General features: G+C 29.9%; 18 protein-coding genes. 12 read left to right on the top strand and 6 right to left on the bottom strand.

Annotated features, from left to right (window positions below; genetic code table 11):
• The first annotated feature begins 319 nt into the window (after window positions 1–319).
• The 3 genes from sstT to CIGNP85_RS02435 are packed head-to-tail and all read left to right on the top strand — an operon-like array spanning window position 320 to window position 3,715.
• Window positions 320–1,552, top strand: coding sequence for a serine/threonine transporter SstT (gene sstT / locus CIGNP85_RS02445; RefSeq protein ID WP_086228998.1), 1,233 nt, complete (start codon window positions 320–322; stop codon window positions 1,550–1,552).
• A gap of 1 nt (window position 1,553) precedes the next feature.
• Window positions 1,554–3,266: a M3 family oligoendopeptidase gene (locus CIGNP85_RS02440; protein ID WP_086241318.1), complete on the top strand. Its 1,713-nt coding sequence runs from the start codon at window positions 1,554–1,556 to the stop codon at window positions 3,264–3,266.
• 2 nt (window positions 3,267–3,268) lie between these two features.
• The gene (locus CIGNP85_RS02435) at window positions 3,269–3,715 is read left to right on the top strand and encodes a hypothetical protein (protein WP_086234502.1); all 447 of its coding nucleotides are present in this window, start codon (window positions 3,269–3,271) and stop codon (window positions 3,713–3,715) included.
• Here the strand turns inward: CIGNP85_RS02435 and CIGNP85_RS02430 are convergent.
• Complete coding sequence (locus CIGNP85_RS02430) at window positions 3,702–4,568, bottom strand: LysR family transcriptional regulator (RefSeq protein ID WP_236845550.1); 867 nt, start codon at window positions 4,566–4,568, stop codon at window positions 3,702–3,704. The two genes, CIGNP85_RS02435 and CIGNP85_RS02430, sit on opposite strands and share 14 nt — an antisense overlap.
• A gap of 185 nt (window positions 4,569–4,753) precedes the next feature.
• On the opposite strand from CIGNP85_RS02430, the gene CIGNP85_RS02425 reads away from it, so the two are divergent.
• From CIGNP85_RS02425 to CIGNP85_RS02385, 9 genes are read left to right on the top strand one after another with little or no spacing between them, the layout of a single operon-like run.
• Window positions 4,754–6,802 (top strand): ATP-dependent helicase, encoded by a 2,049-nt coding sequence (locus CIGNP85_RS02425; protein ID WP_086286783.1) that lies wholly within the window; start codon window positions 4,754–4,756, stop codon window positions 6,800–6,802.
• Entirely contained in the window at window positions 6,799–7,626 is an 828-nt protein-coding gene (gene truB / locus CIGNP85_RS02420; protein ID WP_086286781.1) for a tRNA pseudouridine(55) synthase TruB, read from the top strand. The genes CIGNP85_RS02425 and truB overlap by 4 nt, the downstream gene beginning before the upstream one ends.
• Entirely contained in the window at window positions 7,614–7,841 is a 228-nt protein-coding gene (csrA, locus tag CIGNP85_RS02415) for a carbon storage regulator CsrA (RefSeq protein WP_086224540.1), read from the top strand. Before truB ends, csrA begins: the two co-directional genes overlap by 13 nt.
• On the top strand, window positions 7,838–8,584 hold the full coding sequence (locus CIGNP85_RS02410) for a 4-(cytidine 5'-diphospho)-2-C-methyl-D-erythritol kinase (protein WP_086233175.1): 747 nt from the start codon (window positions 7,838–7,840) through the stop codon (window positions 8,582–8,584). Before csrA ends, CIGNP85_RS02410 begins: the two co-directional genes overlap by 4 nt.
• A 39-nt stretch (window positions 8,585–8,623) precedes the next feature.
• Entirely contained in the window at window positions 8,624–9,067 is a 444-nt protein-coding gene (gene rplI / locus CIGNP85_RS02405; protein WP_086233174.1) for a 50S ribosomal protein L9, read from the top strand.
• On the top strand, window positions 9,067–9,603 hold the full coding sequence (gene hslV / locus CIGNP85_RS02400; RefSeq protein WP_086224543.1) for an ATP-dependent protease subunit HslV: 537 nt from the start codon (window positions 9,067–9,069) through the stop codon (window positions 9,601–9,603). Before rplI ends, hslV begins: the two co-directional genes overlap by 1 nt.
• A gap of 3 nt (window positions 9,604–9,606) precedes the next feature.
• A complete protein-coding gene (hslU, locus tag CIGNP85_RS02395) occupies window positions 9,607–10,929 on the top strand; it encodes an HslU--HslV peptidase ATPase subunit (RefSeq protein ID WP_086286779.1) in 1,323 nt (440 codons plus the stop codon).
• The gene (era, locus tag CIGNP85_RS02390) at window positions 10,926–11,804 is read left to right on the top strand and encodes a GTPase Era (protein WP_086224545.1); all 879 of its coding nucleotides are present in this window, start codon (window positions 10,926–10,928) and stop codon (window positions 11,802–11,804) included. The genes hslU and era overlap by 4 nt, the downstream gene beginning before the upstream one ends.
• Before the next feature lies 1 nt (window position 11,805).
• Window positions 11,806–12,822 (top strand): bifunctional 3,4-dihydroxy-2-butanone 4-phosphate synthase/GTP cyclohydrolase II, encoded by a 1,017-nt coding sequence (locus CIGNP85_RS02385; protein WP_086286777.1) that lies wholly within the window; start codon window positions 11,806–11,808, stop codon window positions 12,820–12,822.
• Window positions 12,823–12,848: 26 nt separating this feature from the next.
• On the opposite strand, the gene CIGNP85_RS02380 is transcribed toward CIGNP85_RS02385, so the two are convergent.
• From CIGNP85_RS02380 to CIGNP85_RS02360, 5 genes are all read right to left on the bottom strand, one after another.
• Window positions 12,849–13,724 carry a hypothetical protein gene (locus CIGNP85_RS02380; RefSeq protein WP_086241323.1) on the bottom strand — a complete coding sequence of 292 codons (876 nt, stop codon included), beginning with the start codon at window positions 13,722–13,724 and terminating at the stop codon, window positions 12,849–12,851.
• A gap of 168 nt (window positions 13,725–13,892) precedes the next feature.
• Entirely contained in the window at window positions 13,893–15,818 is a 1,926-nt protein-coding gene (locus CIGNP85_RS08500; RefSeq protein WP_086286775.1) for a hypothetical protein, read from the bottom strand.
• 16 nt (window positions 15,819–15,834) lie between these two features.
• The gene (locus CIGNP85_RS02370) at window positions 15,835–16,551 is read right to left on the bottom strand and encodes a glycosyltransferase family 2 protein (protein WP_086286773.1); all 717 of its coding nucleotides are present in this window, start codon (window positions 16,549–16,551) and stop codon (window positions 15,835–15,837) included.
• Between the two features lie 4 nt (window positions 16,552–16,555).
• The gene (locus tag CIGNP85_RS02365; protein WP_086286772.1) at window positions 16,556–18,085 is read right to left on the bottom strand and encodes a hypothetical protein; all 1,530 of its coding nucleotides are present in this window, start codon (window positions 18,083–18,085) and stop codon (window positions 16,556–16,558) included.
• A gap of 3 nt (window positions 18,086–18,088) precedes the next feature.
• Window positions 18,089–18,487, bottom strand: a complete 399-nt coding sequence (locus CIGNP85_RS02360; protein ID WP_086286771.1) for an HAD-IIIC family phosphatase — start codon at window positions 18,485–18,487, stop codon at window positions 18,089–18,091.
• Window positions 18,488–18,510: the final 23 nt, after the last annotated feature.

Below are 18,510 nucleotides of genomic sequence, written 5' to 3'. Positions count from 1 at the left end.
TATTTGATTTTTGGGCGCAATTCTAACATAATTTTGTAAATTATATATTAATTCTATACCCTAAATTAATAGTAGCAATGGTTTAGATATCTTTTTAATAGATTTTAAAAATTTAATAATATAAAATATTAGATTAATCTATATTCAAATAATTAACAATATAAATAATACGACAAATATAAAATAATTTGTAACTTATTGTATTTAGAACAATATAAAATTAAGTTAAAAATTTAGTGTATTTTTTAAAGTTTTGTAAAGCCAAATTTAATTAAATTTCAAATATAATATTAGTTTTTATTAATTAAAAAGGATTTTAATGATTAGACATATTGCTCAGCGATATAAAGATGGGAATTTGATAATTCAAATTTTAGTTGGTATTGTTCTTGGTGGGATTTTAGGATTTATAGCTCATAGTGGTAATTCATTTGCTCTAAATTTAACTGATTTAGCAGCGATCTTAGGCTCTCTTTTTGTAGGTGCGCTAAAAGCTGTGGCGCCTGTTTTAGTATTTGTGTTAGTAAGCGCCTCTATAGTACTTAGAGAATTTGGCCGTACTAATGGAATGAAAAATGTGATAATATTATATCTAATTGGCACATTTTTAGCCTCTTTGGCTGCTGTGTGTGTTAGCTTTATATTTCCTACTACTTTAGTATTACAAAATACATCTGTAGCTATGAGCACAGCACCTAGTAATATAGCAGTGGTATTAAAAGATTTAGTATATAAGATTGTAGATAATCCACTAAATGCTATTGCAACTGGTAATTATATTGGGATTTTAGCTTGGGCTATTGCAACTGGTTTGGCTCTTAGGCATTGTAGCAATGAAACAAAAAAAGTATTTAAAGATATTAGTGAAGCAATTACAAGAATAGTTAAATTTGTAATTCGTCTAGCGCCATTTGGTATTTTTGGTCTTGTAAGCATCAGCGTAGCTCAGACTGGATTTGCCGCACTTGGTGGATATGCAAAGCTTTTATTTGTTCTTGTAGGGACTATGCTATTTGTGGCTTTTGTGATAAATGCTGTTATTGCTTTTATAGTTATTAGAAAAAATCCATATCCACTTATAATGACATGTATAAAAGAGAGTGCTATTACGGCGTTTTTTACCAGAAGTAGTGCTGCAAATATTCCTGTAAATATGAATTTATGTAAAAAATTAGAACTAAATGAAGACCTATACTCTATCTCTATACCTCTTGGAGCTACTATCAATATGGCCGGTGCAGCTGTTACCATAGCTGTGCTTTCTCTTAGTGCAGTTTATACTTTAGGGATTGAAGTTGGATTTTGGAATGCCTTATTACTTAGCATTATAGCAGCAATTGGAGCATGTGGTACTAGCGGTGTAACTGGTGGCTCGCTTATGCTTATTCCATTGGCATGTTCATTATTTGGAATTAGCAATGATATAGCTATGCAGGTTGTAGCTATAGGATTTATTATTGGAGTGATTCAAGATTCAGTAGAGACTGCATTAAATAGCTCTACAGATGTTTTATTTACTGCTATTGCATCAAATAACACTAAGGGAGTATGATATGATATGGGATCTATCTAAATTTTTTACTAGTAGCGATGAGCTAGATATATTTTGTTTAAATTTACAAAAAAATGCCAATGAGTTTAATTCTAAATTTAATAAAAATCTAAACTCATTAAAGCCTAATGAATTTAAAACTGCAATAAGTGAATATGAGCAAATTTTAGCTGATATTGGCAAGATAATGAGCTATGCGTATTTAAAATTTGCCAAAGATACAAGCCAAGGGGCGTTTTTGGCTAAATATGAAGAGATTTGTACTAAGATTGAAGAGCAAATTCTATTTTTTGAGATTGAATTTAATGAGCTTGATAAAGATAGACAATCTAGCTTTATAGCCATAAATCCTAAATTTAGCTATTACTTAGAAAATCTAGCTAAAAATAAAGCTCATCAGTTGAGTTTTTTAGAAGAGAGAATTTTACTAAGAACCGCAAATACTGGTGCTAGTGCATTTAGTAGATTGTTTGATGAGAGTATGGCTAGAGCTAGGTTTGAGTTTCGTGGGCAAAGCTTAAAAGAAGAAGAGATTTTATCTAAGCTTAGTAGCGATGATAGAAGCGTTAGAAAAGATGCTGCATACTCACTAAGCAAAGGTTTAGAGCCGATGCAACACCTACTAACATACATATATAATATGATAAAAACAGATCTAAAAAATAGCTGTGAGTTACGCGGATATGAGCTAGGTGAATCAAGTAGACACCTAAGCAATCAAATAGAAAAAGCTAGCGTAGATGCACTAATAAAAGCTAGTGAAAATAGCTTTGATCTAGTGGCTAAATTTTATAATAAAAAGCGTCAAATATTAGGTTATGATAAACTATATGATTATGATAGATATGCTCCTCTTGGTGGCGATGAACAGATAAGTTATGAAGAGGCTAAAGAGATTGTAATTGATGCTTTTAATAGTTTTAATCCACTTTTTGGCACTTTGGCCAAGAGAGCTTTTGATGAGAATTGGTGCGATGTATATCCAGATAAAAATAAACAAGCTGGAGCATTTTCTCACTCTGCTAGTAGCGATGTGCATCCATTTGTACTTTTAAATTTCACAGGTAGAAGGCGTGATCTTTTTACTTTAGCACATGAACTAGGCCATAGCATACATCAATATCTTAGCTATGAAGTAGGCTATCTTAACTCACATACTCCGCTTACTACTGCTGAGACAGCTTCGGTATTTTGTGAGATGTTGGTTTTTGAATATATTAAAAACACTCTACCAAAAGAACAAAAAACTGCCCTACTAGCTGGCAAAATAGAAGATATTTTTGCTACACTTTATAGACAGATTAATTTTACTACATTTGAAAGACGAGTTCATGCTTATGATGGCGAAATAAGTAGCGATGAGCTAAATCAAATTTGGCTAGAAGAGTCTAAAAAGATGTTTGGCGACTCTTTAGAATTAAATGAGTATTATAAAATTTGGTGGAGCTATATACCGCATTTCATCCACTCACCATTTTATTGCTATGCCTACTCATACGCTCAGCTTTTAGTGCTTGCTCTTTTTGGACTATATAAAAGTGGAAAATGTGAAAATTTTATAGAGATATATACTAAGTTTTTATCTCTTGGCGGTAGCAAGAGTCCAAAAGAGCTTGTCGCTATGTTTGGATTTGATATTGATGATGAGAAGTTTTGGAGTGTAGGAATTGCTCAAGTAGCAAATTTAGTAGATGAGTTTATACAAGGAGAGTAGTAGTGCTTGAAGAGTTTTTAAAAGATAGTGAGTTTGCATCTATGATGCATAGAAATGTTTATGATTTATTAAATTTTTTGATAAAAAAAGGGGCTACATTTGATATTTTAGTAAATACTAAATTTGTAAGCTTTAATCCCGAATTGCCTAATGAGATCAAATCTAGTTTTAATCCATCTGTTATTTTATTTAGTCTAGCTGGATATTCGCTAAGCAGTGTTGAAATTATTAAAGACGAGATAAAATTTGAAGCTGGATTTGGGCCAGATAATTTTGCTAGCGTAGTAAACATACCAATTGGTGCTATTATCAGAATTAGTATAGATGAAAATCCTATATTAATAAATTTTGCTACATATAGCCCAAGCGACTCCAAAACAAAACAGGAACGCTCAAAGCAGATATTTTTAAATAACCCTAAAAATAGAGATATTTTTAAAGGTCAATAGATATTTTACTAACCTTTTCTAGTATGGACTCATTCTCTTTGAGTCCTGCTATAAATACTGGACGAATAATATTAACACCCTCAATTTCTACTGGAAATAAAGTGCCATTGGCAATTGATTTTTTCACCAAAAATTTGGGCAAAAACGCTACATACTCCCTAGATTTATTATTTAGCATTGCGCACCTAGTAGCTATAGCACCATCAAGAGTATAGACAGTGTGTAGATCATCATAATTTACACCAAATTGCTCAAAATACCCTTTTAAAAATGCCTTCGTTCTATCTGTGATAAAGTTAAATTCACTAAGCTTTGCTGGAGTTATTTTTTGATTTGAAACTTTATTTGAGACTAAGATTATCTCATATTCAAATAGCTTTTTAAATATCAAATGATCATTATATAATCTCTCTTGCGTCATTATAATATCGCATCTTTTATCCATTAAACTTGATACTAGATCATTATTTGTATCGGCTATTTTTACATCTAAATCGCTATTTATAACATTGCAAATTTTATCTAACATAAATGGCAAAATAGCATGAGCTATAAGTAAGTTTGTAGCAACTGAGATTTTAAATTTCTCATCTTTTATTCTATGAGCTTCCTCTTTAAATCTAAACATAGCTCCTTCAAATTTAAGACATAATTTATAAAATCTATCCCCCTCTTTTGTTAAAACAATCCCATTTTTACGCCTAACTAAAAGCGTAGTTTGCAACATTTCTTCAAGCTTTTTAATCTGTAAAGTAACGGCTGGCTGAGAAAGGCCTAAAGTGGCTGAAGCTTTTGAAAAACTTTTTTCTTTAACAATCGTCATAAATGTATATATTTTATTAAAATCTATCAAAACAACCCCTTTAGTAAATTTACTTTTTCAATTTTATTAATTTAATCCTTAAACTAGATTTTAATTTTATATAATGTTTACTTATATTAATATTTAATAATTAATCTGTAACTTTTTGTAACACGTATTATTATTAAGTTAAAATTTGATATAATCTTAGCTTTATTAACAAAAAAGAGTAATTTATGAACAATTTATTAAATTCACTTAATGAAAATCAAAAAATAGCCGCCACCCATATAGATGGCCCAATGCTAATTTTAGCTGGAGCTGGAAGCGGTAAAACAAAAACCATAACTTCGCGTCTAGCCTATTTAATAAGTGAAGTTGGCATAGATCCACTAAACACTCTTACGCTTACATTTACTAATAAAGCAGCCACTACTATGAAACAGCGTGCTATGGCTATGCTTGGTAATTATAATACAAATCCATTGCTTTGCACATTTCATAAGTTTGGTCTATTATTTTTAAAATTTCATATAAATCAATTAGATAGAAGCAATAACTTTATAATAATTGATACTGATGATAAAAAAAAGATTATAAAAGAGATAGAGAGCGAAGTCCAAACCGCCATAGTAGCAAATGAGATATCAAAATACAAAAATATGCTTTTAAGCGTTGAAGCTGTTATGGATAGCTCCAAATTAGACGCTCAATACACAAAGACAAATTACGAAAAAATAGCAAAAGCTTATAAATTATATGAAGAGTATTTAAAGAGTAATAACTTAGTTGATTTTGATGATCTTTTGTGCTTGACTTATAATATTTTGGCTAAAAATCCAGATTTGAGCGATCAAATTTCAGATAGATATAAGTATATAATGGTAGATGAGTATCAAGATACAAATGATTTACAATACAAACTACTTCGCCAGCTTTGCTATAATCACCAAAATTTAGTTGTCGTAGGCGATGATGACCAAAGCATATATGGATGGAGAGGTGCAAGGATAGAAAATATCTTGAATTTCAAAGATCAATTCAGTAGCGTCAAACTAATCAAATTAGAGACTAATTACCGCTCTACTCCATCTATACTAAATGCTGCTAATGAGCTAATAGATCACAATAGAACAAGACTTGGCAAGAGACTAGTCAGTCAATTAGCAGATGAAAATCCTATAGAAATTTTAGAGCATAGTGATGAAAATGCTGAAGCTAAAAACATCGCTACAAAGATAAATAAACTCCTATCAAGTGGCGTATCGGCTAACGAAATTGCTATTTTATATAGAGTTAATGCTCTATCAAGAAGCTTAGAAGATGGGTTAAACAAAGCTAGAATTCCATATAAAATGGTAGGCGGAGTCAAATTCTATGAAAGGGCTGAAATCAAAGATATTATAAGCTATTTAAGGCTGATTTTAAACCCAAATGATGACTTCTCTCTAACTCGCATTATCAATCGCCCAAAACGGGGTCTAGGCAAGGTAAGCTTAGCTAAATTAGAGAAATTTGCCTTTGATAGCAAAACTTCTTTATATAATGCTATATATATTGCTGGTGAAGATGTATTGAGCAAGAAATTAAGCCAAACATTAATTGAACTAGCAAACAATATAAAAGAGCTATCAACTCTAGCACCATACGATTTGATAAGTAGATTTGACTCTACATTTGGTATTAAGGCATATTATGAGAGTCTGCCTGATGGAGCTGAGAGGGTTATAAATATTGATGAATTTTATGCTTTATTAAAAGATCATATATTAAATACGGAGAATTTCGATTTAGAAGAGTTTTTAAATGAGCTTGCGCTTGAGAGCGAACAAGATAGAATTAGTGATGATGCTATATCTATTATGAGCGTCCATGCTAGTAAAGGGCTTGAGTTTGAGCATCTATTTGTAATTGGGCTTGAAGAGGGATTTTTCCCGCTTCTTGGCGATGGAAGCGATATAGAAGAAGAGAGACGCCTAGCGTATGTAGCCATCACTAGGGCTAAAAGGGGATTAAATTTATCATACTCAAATTCACGGTTTTACAAAGGCCAAAGATCAAGGCTAAATAGATCAAGATTTCTAAGTGAAGCTGGCCTTTGTGAAGGCTCTTTAAAGATAGAGAGCCAAAATGAGTTTAAAAAAGGCGATCTAATCAAGCATAAAATTTTTGGTATTGGGCGAGTTGTAGAAGTGACTAAAATCAAAAATGAATTTAAACTAAAAATAAATTTTGGTGGAAATATCAAAGATATAATGTCATCATTTGTAGAGAAGGTTATATGAATAGGCTATTTGTAGCGTATAAGCCAAAAGGTATGGTATCAAACCACTTTTTAAGCAGACTTAAACGAAAATATGGAGTCAAAAAGGCTGGATTTTCTGGGATTTTAGATCCATTTGCGAGTGGTTGCTTGATTGTAGCATTTGGGGCATATACAAAACTTTTTAACTACTTAAACTTAGAACCTAAAATTTATAGAGCTACGCTTTGGCTAGGGGCTAGTTCAAATAGTGGAGATAATGAAAATATCAACCAAATTCACCTTCCACCTACTCTAGATGAAGCACAGATAAAAAACGCTTTACAAAATCTTCAAGGCAAAATAAACTACACACCACCAAAATTTAGTGCTAAAAAAATTGATGGCAAAAGAGCTTATGAGTTAGCTAGGACTGGGAGTGAATTTGAGTTAAAAGAGTGCCAAATGGAAGTTTTTAGTACTAAATTTATAAGCTATTGTCACCCATTTATCACATTTGATATAGCAGTTTCAGCTGGATCATATATACGCTCTTATGCACAAATTCTAGCAAAAAATTTAGGATTAATAGGTACATTAAGTGCGCTTGAAAGAATCAGTGAAGGAAAATTTAAATTTCAAAACGAAACTCCACTAAATCCATTAGAATATCTAAATTTAACTAAAAATAGCTATAAAGGCGATATTTTAGATATAGTTTTAGGTAAAAAACTTAAATGTAGTGATTTTGAAACTAGTAGCGATGGGGAGTATCTAATTGAATTAGATGATACTTTTAGCATAATTAAAATAGAAAATCAAGAGGTAAAATATATGATAAATAGGATGGAAAAATGCTTATATTAACACGAAAAGTTACAGAATCAATCAAAATTGGAGATGATATCGAAATTACAATTTTAGGTATTGGTACACAAAATGTAAAAATAGCAATTCAAGCACCAAAAGATATCTTAATTCTACGCAAAGAGTTAGTAAGAGAGATTGCCGATAATAACACAGTTGCTAGCGAGCCAAAGCAAAATTTGCTAGAAATTCTAGCCAAAAAGATATTTAAATGAGAAGTTTTGCTAAGATTAATATTTTCTTAAAAATTACTGGATTTCGTGGGAACTATCATGAATTAAGCTCTAGATTTATTATTTGTGATTGGTTATATGATGAGGTAGAGCTAGTTAAACGAATAAGTGATGGTCTTATTATAGATAATCCGTTTAGCGATAATATTATCTTTAAGGCTTATGATGCTTTAGTAGCGCTTGGTTTTAGCAAACAGCTTGAAGAGTTTTTTAAATTCCATCAAGTAAGTCTAATTAAAAATATTCCAGTTGGTGGTGGCTTAGGTGGTGGTAGCAGTAATGCAGCAACCTTTTTACACTTAGTAAATGATACATTAAATTTAAATATTTCACAAAAAAAATTAATGCAAATAGCTCATAAAATTGGTGCTGATGTAGCATTTTTTGTAAGCAAATTTAAAGCTGCAAATGTAAGTGGAATTGGCGAGATTGTAGAAGAATTTGATGATGATATACCAAATTTAGATATTATCACTAGCTCTATTTTTTGCTCTACTCCAAAAGTTTTTAACCAATATAGAGCTAATTTTAATGGATTTAATGAGAATTTAGCTAGAGATTTAAAAAAGCTAAAAAGTAGCGAAATTTTAGTAAATTTTACAAATATACAGTTAAATGATCTTTTAAAACCATGTCAGCAGATTTATCGTGAGCTAGATATTGCTAACGATGAGTTTTTAAGTGGAAGTGGAAGCACTAAATTTAAAACCAAAAATTTAACATAAAAAAGTAAAATAACCCAAATCAAATTTAAAGGAAAAGTAATGAAAGTACTACTAATAAAAGATGTAAAAGGTCTAGGTAAGGCTGGTGAAGTAAAAGAGGTAAAAGATGGCTATGGCAATAATTTTTTAATAGGCAAAGGATATGCCAAGGCCGCTACAGACGCTGTGCTAAGACAATGGGAAGCAGCCAAAAGAAATGAAGCTCAAATCAAAGAGTATGAGATTAGCCAAAATGAAAAGCTAAAAGATGAATTAGCTGGAGTTAAAATCACTATAAAAACAAAGTTAGGAGCCAATGGAACTCCATTTGGTAGCATTACCAAAGATGAAATAGCAAAAGCATTAAAAGAGCAAAAAGGCTATGAAATAGATAAAAAATCTTTAGAATGTGATAATATAAAAGCTATTGGCGAACATGAAATTTCAGTTAAATTAACTCACCAAATTCATGCTAAATTTAAAATAGAAGTAGTAGGTGAGTAATGTTTCATGCTACTACTATACTAGCTTATAGAGGCAAAGATGCTGCTGTAATAGGTGGTGATGGTCAAGTAAGCTTTGGTTCTACAATTTTAAAAGGCAATGCTGTTAAGATAAGAAAGCTTTATGGCGGGAAAATTTTAGCCGGATTTGCTGGTTCTACTGCTGATGCGTTTAATCTTTTTGATATGTTTGAGAGAATTCTTGATGGAGTCAAGGGTGATTTACTTAAGGCTGTAATTGAATTTAGCAAAGAGTGGAGAAAAGATAAAGTATTAAGAAAATTAGAGGCTATGATGTTAGTACTAAATCGTGATCATATATTTTTACTAAGTGGAACTGGAGATGTAGTAGAACCAGAAGATGGCAAGATAGCTGCTATCGGAAGTGGTGGTAATTACGCACTCTCAGCTGCTAGGGCTTTAGATAAATTTGGATCTCTTAGTAGTGAGGAATTGGTAAAAGAGAGTCTAAAAATAGCCGGAGAGATCTGTATTTATACAAATACAAATATAAAAACTTATACATTAACGGATTAAAATATGAACTTAACACCAAAAGATATAGTAAAATTTTTAGATGATTATGTAATTGGTCAAAATGATGCTAAAAAAGTTATCGCTATCGCACTTCGTAATCGCTATAGGCGTATGCAATTACCAAGCGATATTCAAGATGATATAGTGCCTAAAAATATCTTAATGATAGGCTCAACAGGTGTAGGTAAAACAGAGATTGCTAGGCGTCTTTCAAAGCTTTTTGGCTTACCATTTATAAAGGTTGAAGCTAGTAAATATACAGAAGTTGGCTTTGTAGGTAGAGATGTAGAGTCGATGATAAGAGACTTAGCGATGGCGGCGCTAAATTTAGTCAAGCAAGAACACAGAGAGAAAAATAGCGATAAAATAGAAGAGTATATAGAAAAGAGAATTCTAGAAAAGCTTCTTCCACCGCTACCAAATGGCGCAACTGAAGAGAAAAAAGAGCAATACCAAATCAGCTATGAAAAGATGAAACAAAAACTAAAAGATGGCAAGCTTGACGACCTTACTATTGAGCTAGAAATCGACCAAGCAAGCTTTGAAGCTGGATCAAATTTACCGCCTGATATGGCTGCTATGCAAGAGAGCTTTATAAAAGTAATTGGAATTACAAACAAAAAAGTCAAAAAAGAATTTAAAGTAAAAGACGCAAAAGAGAGCCTAAAAAACGAAGCTAGCGAAAAAATATTAGATATGGAAAGCATTAAAGCCGAAGCATTAAGAAGAGCTCAAAATGAAGGAATAATATTTATCGATGAGATTGACAAAGTAGCTGTGAGTAGCTCTGGTTCATCTCGCCAAGACCCTAGCAAAGAAGGCGTTCAAAGAGATCTTTTGCCTATTGTAGAAGGTAGTGATGTATCTACTAAATTTGGAACTATTAAAACTGATCATATACTATTTATAGCTGCTGGAGCATTTCATATCTCAAAGCCAAGCGATCTAATTCCTGAGCTTCAAGGTAGATTTCCACTGCGTGTAAGTCTTGATAGCTTAGATGAAGATGCCCTATATGAAATTCTAACAAAACCTAAAAATTCACTTTTAAATCAGTATAAAGCCTTACTTAATGTAGAGGGTGTAGAGCTTGAATTTAGTGATGATGCTTTAAGGCAAATTGCTAAACTAACTCAAAGTACCAATCAAAAAGTAGAAGATATCGGAGCTAGAAGACTTCATACTGTTATCGAAAAACTACTTGAGGATATTAGCTTTAATGCTGATGAATATAAAGGCCAGAAATTTAGCATAACAAAAGAGTTAGTCGATGAAAAATTAGGGCAAATTTGCCAAGATGAAGATAGGGCAAAATATATATTATGAGAAGCGGATTTGTAACCTTAATAGGCAGAACAAATGCTGGTAAAAGCAGCCTTTTAAATTACTTGCTTGATCAAAAAATATCAATGGTCTCACATAAGCAAAATGCTACAAGACGAAAAATTTTAGGCATTGTAATGAATGAGCAAGACCAAGCAATCTTTATAGATACCCCAGGTCTTCATGATAGCGCTAAGACATTAAACAAACTAATGGTTCAAAGCGCTATTAAATCTTTAGGTGATGCAGATGCAGTAGTATTTGTAGCTAGTATTTTTGATAGTTTAGAAAATTACGAAAAGTTCTTAAGCTTAAATACTACTTTACCTCATATAATCGCACTTACAAAGATAGATGAAGCGAGCCAAGATAAGCTATTTCAAAAGTTAAATGAGTATCAAAAATACTCAAATAATTTTCAAGCTATAGTTCCAATAACTATTAAAAAACAAGCCTATAGAAAGATTTTTTTAGATGCTCTTACCCCCCTGCTTCCAGAGCATCCTCATTACTATGATCCAGAGTTTATCACCACGACAAATGAAAAAGATATTTATAGAGATTTTATATTAGAGGCTATATTTGAGTGTGTTAGTCAAGAGGTGCCATATAGTTCTGATGCGATTGTATCAAAGGTAAAACAAAAGAGCGATATCTTAGAAATCGAGGCTAAAATTATAACAGATAATACCCACCATAAGGCAATTTTAATAGGCAAAAATGGTGCTACTATTAAGCGTATTGGAATCGTGGCTCGCAAAATTATAAGTGAATTTAATAATCAAAAAGTATTTATTAAATTAAATGTAGAGATAGATAAAAACTGGCATACTAATGAAAATAGCATTAAAAAATATTTAGATTTAAAAGGAAATTAAGATGGCTTTTGAGAGAGTTTTGCAAGTTATAGATGATATAAAAAATGGCAAAATGATAGTCATGGTAGATGATGAAGATAGAGAAAATGAGGGTGATATAGTATTTGCTGCAGCCTTTAGCGATGTGCAAAAAGTCAATTTTATGATCACTCACGCTAGAGGTGTTTTATGTACCCCACTTAGTAAAGAGTTAGCTAATAAATTTGATCTATATCCTATGGTTGGAGCAAATACTAGCTCTCATGAGACAGCATTTACTATTAGCATTGATGCTAAAAAAGCGACCACTGGAGTAAGCGCATATGAAAGAGATATGACAATTAAAATGTTAGTAGATAGTGCTACAAAGGCTGATGATTTTGTCCGTCCAGGTCATATATTTCCACTAATTGCTAAAAGTGGTGGCGTGTTAGAGCGAACTGGACATACTGAAGGCAGTATAGATCTATGCAGATTGGCTGGTCTTGCTCCAGTATCTGTAATCTGCGAGATAGTAAATGATAATGGTACGATGGCTAGACGCGATGATTTAGAAAAATTCTGCGATAAATTTAATCTAAATATGGTAAGTATAGCCGAGATTATAGAGTATCGCCTACATCATGAAAAATTAATTAGTGTTGATGAGCTAGGAGAGTCGCAAATAGCTGGTAAAAAAGCAATCAAGTATAGCATAATAGATCACCTTGGAAATAAACATTACGCCTTTATTTTTGGTCAAATAGCTTCTAAAACGAATGTAAAATTTCACAAGATAAAAGATGATATAGAACTTTTAAATTCATATAAATTCAATGAGTTTTTATCTCACATAGAACTACTAGATAGTGAAGGTGGAATACTGATATTTTTAGCTGGCAATGAAGATGATAGCGGACTTATTAAAAACTATGGTATAGGAGCGCAGATTTTAAAATACTTCGGTGCTAGCGATATTGAGATTTTAAGTTCGAGCGAATTTAAAGAGTTTGTAGCTATTAGTGGATTTGGGTTAAATATTCTTTGGCAAAAGGGGTAAATTACCCCCCCTTTTTTTTTTACTTTTCAAATTCTATCAACATGAAAGGCCATAGGTATGTCATAACACAAATGACAATCTGTAGTTAAAAGTCTTCTATAACTAATCCAAAGTGGTGTGTAATCATATTTAAGATTGATATTTAAAATATCATTTGCGGTTAGCCCTTCAGAACCATTTGTAATACCCAACTCTGTAGTATAATCAATTAATTTTGAATCTTCTTTTACAATACGCCAAAATATAAATATTATATGTTCAAAAGAATGCCATGTAATCTTCTCATAAAAATTACCAACATATTTGAAAAAATCTACCAAATCACTACTCTTATAAGCTGGAATATCAAAAAACCAAGGATATAGAGTAAAATCTTTTGTATTATTTTTAATTACATCATTCTTCTGAAATTTTAATAAAGAAAAATTATCAATAAAAGATGCGCAATTTTGTAAAATATCCGAGAATACGCTTGGATTTGGTCTAAAACCTGCAAAATAAATATTTTTATTATAATTTTTTAATGCTTTTTTAAATATAAACTCTAGATTATTTAAAAAAATAATATCACAATCTACGCAAAGTATAAAATCGTAATAATCTTTTGCCCAATATAATCCTAAAAATTTTTTTAAATTTACAATGCATCGTTCTTGATTTTCATTATATCTTTTTAATAAATTATCATTACACATATTAATTTTAATATATTGTTGAATATTTAAAAATTTAATATTATGCATTATATTGTATTGATGTGATATTTTAGAAATACCTGATGTTTTAAATATAAACTCAATTGCCCTTGAAATTATAATCTCTTCATCTAAGTTGCTAACCAAAAGAACAATATCAAAATCTATCCCCCCCCCATATTGCAATTTGACAAGGAATTTAAACATAAATTAAGCCAATTTAGTTTCTTTGTATGTATAGGTATCATCAACGCATTTTTCATCTTATCTCCTTAAAATATAAAAATATTCAAATCAATTTTAATCGATCTATGTAAATATCGTATTTCTCTCATTTGAATCACATGCAATAAAGCAATAATAACCAAATTTCGCCTATTTTATCATTTTTTCCATTTTAATCTTTTTAATATCAAAAAATAGCTTGATATATCCACCTTTATACCAGTTCTTATCAGCTTGTATCAGTGCTTCTCCGAGTTTATAAGTTAGGCACTCTTTTTCTTTTAAGGCTTCTTTGTAATCTGGATATGACTCAAGTGGTGGGAGTTTTAAGCTTGGATTAGCTTTAATTTTTTCATTATAGGCTATTTGTTCTTTTTTATGTTCTTTTCTAATATTTGCAAGGATAAAAGGCATTTTTATATATCCCCATATGCTTTTAGAGTTTGCTATCATAGCTTGGCCTAGTTTATAAGAGAGTTGGTTTTTAATGCGAAATTGGGCATTATTATTGCCTATATCATTTTGTTGCTCCATATATATATTATTTTGATCGATTAGATTTTTCATTTGATCAAAAAACGCAATACAAATTCTAATCTGTTCTTCATTTAACTTAGATTTTTTAATATCACTTTGTAATTCTTGATCAAAATTTGGCAAATAAGATATATGATATTTACTTTCTACTGGCGCTTGCAATCTCATTGAAACAGGACTTAAATTATTTAGCATTACCCAATTTGAAAGCATTCCATGAACCCATCCCATATTAGCTATATTTAGAAAATAACTAAAATTTTGTCTTTTATTAAAATCATAGATGCTAAAAAACTTTAACATTTCATCTCTACGACCATACATAAGCCGATCATCGACTTCAGTTTGCCCCATCCAATTAAGAGCTATTTCATTTGATTTAACTTTTAATAGCTCACTTGCGTGTAATAGCTTTGGAATAGAATCTGGTCTAATTCTAATAATATAATCGTATTTAAAATGATGTTTCTTTTCATAATTTCTAATTATTTGACAACACTTATCAAGCAAGTAAAATTGTTTGCATACATTTGTAAAATAAACATCAAAATGATTATCTAATTGATCTTTTGTGATGTTTTTAATCTTGTTTATATATCTATCTACAATATCTCTTTGAAAATCTTCGTCATTTTCCAATATAGCATCCTTAATAATGCTATTATATTTTAAAAATTGATTTTTATTTAAAGATTCATTATACTCTTGATTTAATACTGCAAAAACATTTGGGAAATGTTGATGAAGTTTGGCTTTATTATTTATAAAATCAGGACAATTGTTTTTTATGCTTGCGAAATTTCTATCTACATAATTACCTGCAGCTCCACCAAGCCCTGGATAGCAAAATACCTTATCCCATGAAGAAATAAATATATCTGCATTAATATATTCAGCCAAGTTCATGGCCGCTCTTAAACAATGTTTATAATGCCCCCTAAAAGCTCCAACTATCATGATGGCAACTTTGATATCTTTTGAACAATAACTATTATATATTTGACTGAATCTTTTATAATAAATTTGTGAGCCAATATTATTAACGAATCTCACTTTTAAAATATGGTTTATATTACCCCTTGCTCTTGCAAAATAATTCCATTCATTAAGACTTTCAAAATATTCAAACATCTCAACAAAAATAAATATAATAGAATTTCTACTATATTTATCAAAATTAATACGGATATTATCTAAAAATTTAATAGCTTCATCTATAGATAGTATTTTATTGTTGATTTTATAATTAATGATATAGAATTCTATAATTTCTTTAGGAATTTTAGAAAATATATTGTTATTAGTTATTGAACTTATCTTGCTTTTTATTAGATTTTTGAGTATATTATAATCTACCACCTCCATATTTTCTTTCTCGAATTGATGCTTTAAATTTGAATTATGCAAATATGAAACCAGCTCATTTAACAATCCACATTCAAACAACATATTTTGATAATAAACTGGATGTTTTTCTTGGCACAACTCTAATGCTGACCATATATCAAAATTATCAATTAAACTATAAATTTCTTTCATTGTAATCTTTCTGTTGTTAAACTAATCTCTCATACTCTTGTGGAGTACCACAAAATACAATATCATCTATTTTTATTTTAAAATATTTAACAATTTTACCTTGAGCAATAAGTTCATTATATAAAGGTGCAATATAAAATTCCCCTTTATCTCTTTTATCGGTTTCAAATGATTTTTTAAATATATTCATAAAATCATTTGCTGAACCAAAATAATATAAACCACTACTGCAAAGAGAGGATATTCTATCTTTTTCGGTTGTTTTAGCCACATCATCTATACCTTTTGGCATTACAAAACTCCATTGATCTCCTTCACCTTCAAAAACTTCTAAATATCCATCAATTTTTGAAATATCAAAAGTATTTGGCAAAGTAAAATTTGGGCGAAAAGTATCTATATTAAATATCAAAATGCTATCGTTTAAGTTTAAATTTGATTTTTGGAGACCTAACTCCACAGTATGAGCTTGACCTTGGGTTTGAAATTCTAATTCAACCATATCGTAGAATCTCAAACCCATATTTTCACACTCTTTTTTGATAAAAGTTTTTGTATTTTTAATATTTCTATATATAAATAAAAATTGACAATTATCAAAATATTTATTAAAACTATTAACAGCATGGTAAAATACAGATTTTCCATTAATATCAAGCATATATTTAGGTAGCTCATAACCAGCTTTTGTAAAACGACTACTTAATCCAGCCATAGGAAATATTATAATCAAAACTTTAGCTCCTTAAATTTAAAAAATCTCTATACAATCTAAATGCATTTGCAAATAAAGCCATTTGTCTATTCTTATTATCAGAATGTAATGGAAGCATGGATAAAAATAGATGAATTGTAATCGCATAAAGTTCTTTTTTATTACTTTTACAAAATATATTTAAAAATTCATCTTGTATTGAACTAATTGAACTTGGAGCTTTGATGTAAAAATTAATTCTATTATCTATTATATCTAACTCATAATATTCAGCAATAATAAAATCATATAAACCTACACAAGAATGAAAAAGCTTGGCATAATCATATCTAGCATCACCAAAAGGAGTTATATTGCCATCAAAATCTATTCCTCTAGGATCAAATGTTTTAATATCTTCAGATTTAAAATCATACATAATATTGCTAAAACAAAAATCACCGTGAATAAAGGAATTAGCCAAATTTGGCTTAATTGCTAAATTTAGATCTTTTAACATTTGGTCTAGTGATATCTCAATATCTTTAAATTTCCATATTGTTTTCATATCAAAATCTTTGTCACAGATAAAATCTTGAAGCCTATATATAGTTTTTGTTAAAAAATCAAATTTACTTTCTTTATCTGATCGATAAAAATGCAATTGAACTAGAAAATTATTAAGAGTATTAAATATCTTTTTCCAAACAAAACTTGATAATTTGCCAAATACAAAAAGTTCTGAAAGCGTATTTAAATAAAGATATTCGGTTTTATATGAATTTATATCTAAAGCAATAAATCTAGGCAACTTTAAGTCCAATAGCGATGGGAAATTTGTAAACCAATTAATTTCTCCTTGTATTTTTAATTGCATATCTGAACTTTTAATAAAATATCCATTTTCTTTTTTTAGATCATTAAAAGCCCTTTGAGTTGTGATATTTTTTTTGAAATGAAAATAACTAGTCACTGACCCCAAATCTATCCAATTATGATTTTCTACTATTGTAAAAGGATATTGTTTTGAGTAAAGTTTTAGTCCTTGAGTATATGAAAAATTTGATTTTAAAATTGATTTAATAAAATCATATGGTTTAGCAATTTCAAAATATCCAGATAAGACTGTGTTATCATTATAGATAAAATTATTATTAAAATGATAACCTTTATTTAAAAATTCCCAATCATAATTATTCTCTATTTGACTTACAACTAAACAATTTTCATAAAATTCTAAATTATTAAAATATGTATCCCCATGTAAAATACGAATACTTTCATTGAGTGGCATTAACATATTTAAACAATATATTATAGACTCACCAAGACTTATATTGTCTGGCACAAAAATTATATCTACAGATAATTGTTTTAGTCTATCTTTGTCAGCTTGTTCTAACGCAAAACTTTGCGGTAAAGACAAAACTATTTTTTCATTTAAAGAATTAAATAATTTAACTTGATATTCGTATAATCTTTTATTGCCAATTGGTACAAATGCTGGAGGAAGTTTTCCTAATTCTATTTGAAATTCTATGGGAAGATATTTGGCAGATGTAATCAATATCATTGATTATACCCCCCCCCCATTTACTTCTTTACTTGAGGAAATTCCTAATAAATCTCTTATCTCATTATAGCTTAAATTAGCAAATTCATTTGGTCTTATAGCTCTATCATCAATATAAAATCCATCATTTCCGCACCAAGGCTTACCAACTACAACTTCATCATACGGCACATCGTGTTGATCAAGCCATTTTATAATAGTTGGTAAGGTTTTCACATTGATCTGACCTATATTACCACTATATGTTTTCATATTACGACTTGTAAATATAGTGATTTTAAATCCCATTGCTCTATATTTTTTTAATTGATTAATAATCTCTACATTTGCTGGCTTACATTTATAATCAGATTCATCATCTATAGTAAGCGTTCCATCTAAATCTATTACTATATTCTTCATTATGACCCTAACATTGTAATTTA

It is taken from the genome of Campylobacter sp. P0085, assembly GCF_002139495.1.
GTDB lineage: Bacteria > Campylobacterota > Campylobacteria > Campylobacterales > Campylobacteraceae > Campylobacter > Campylobacter devanensis.
Note: the sequence above shows the minus strand (reverse complement) of the source record. Positions and strands in the feature narration are given on the sequence as shown.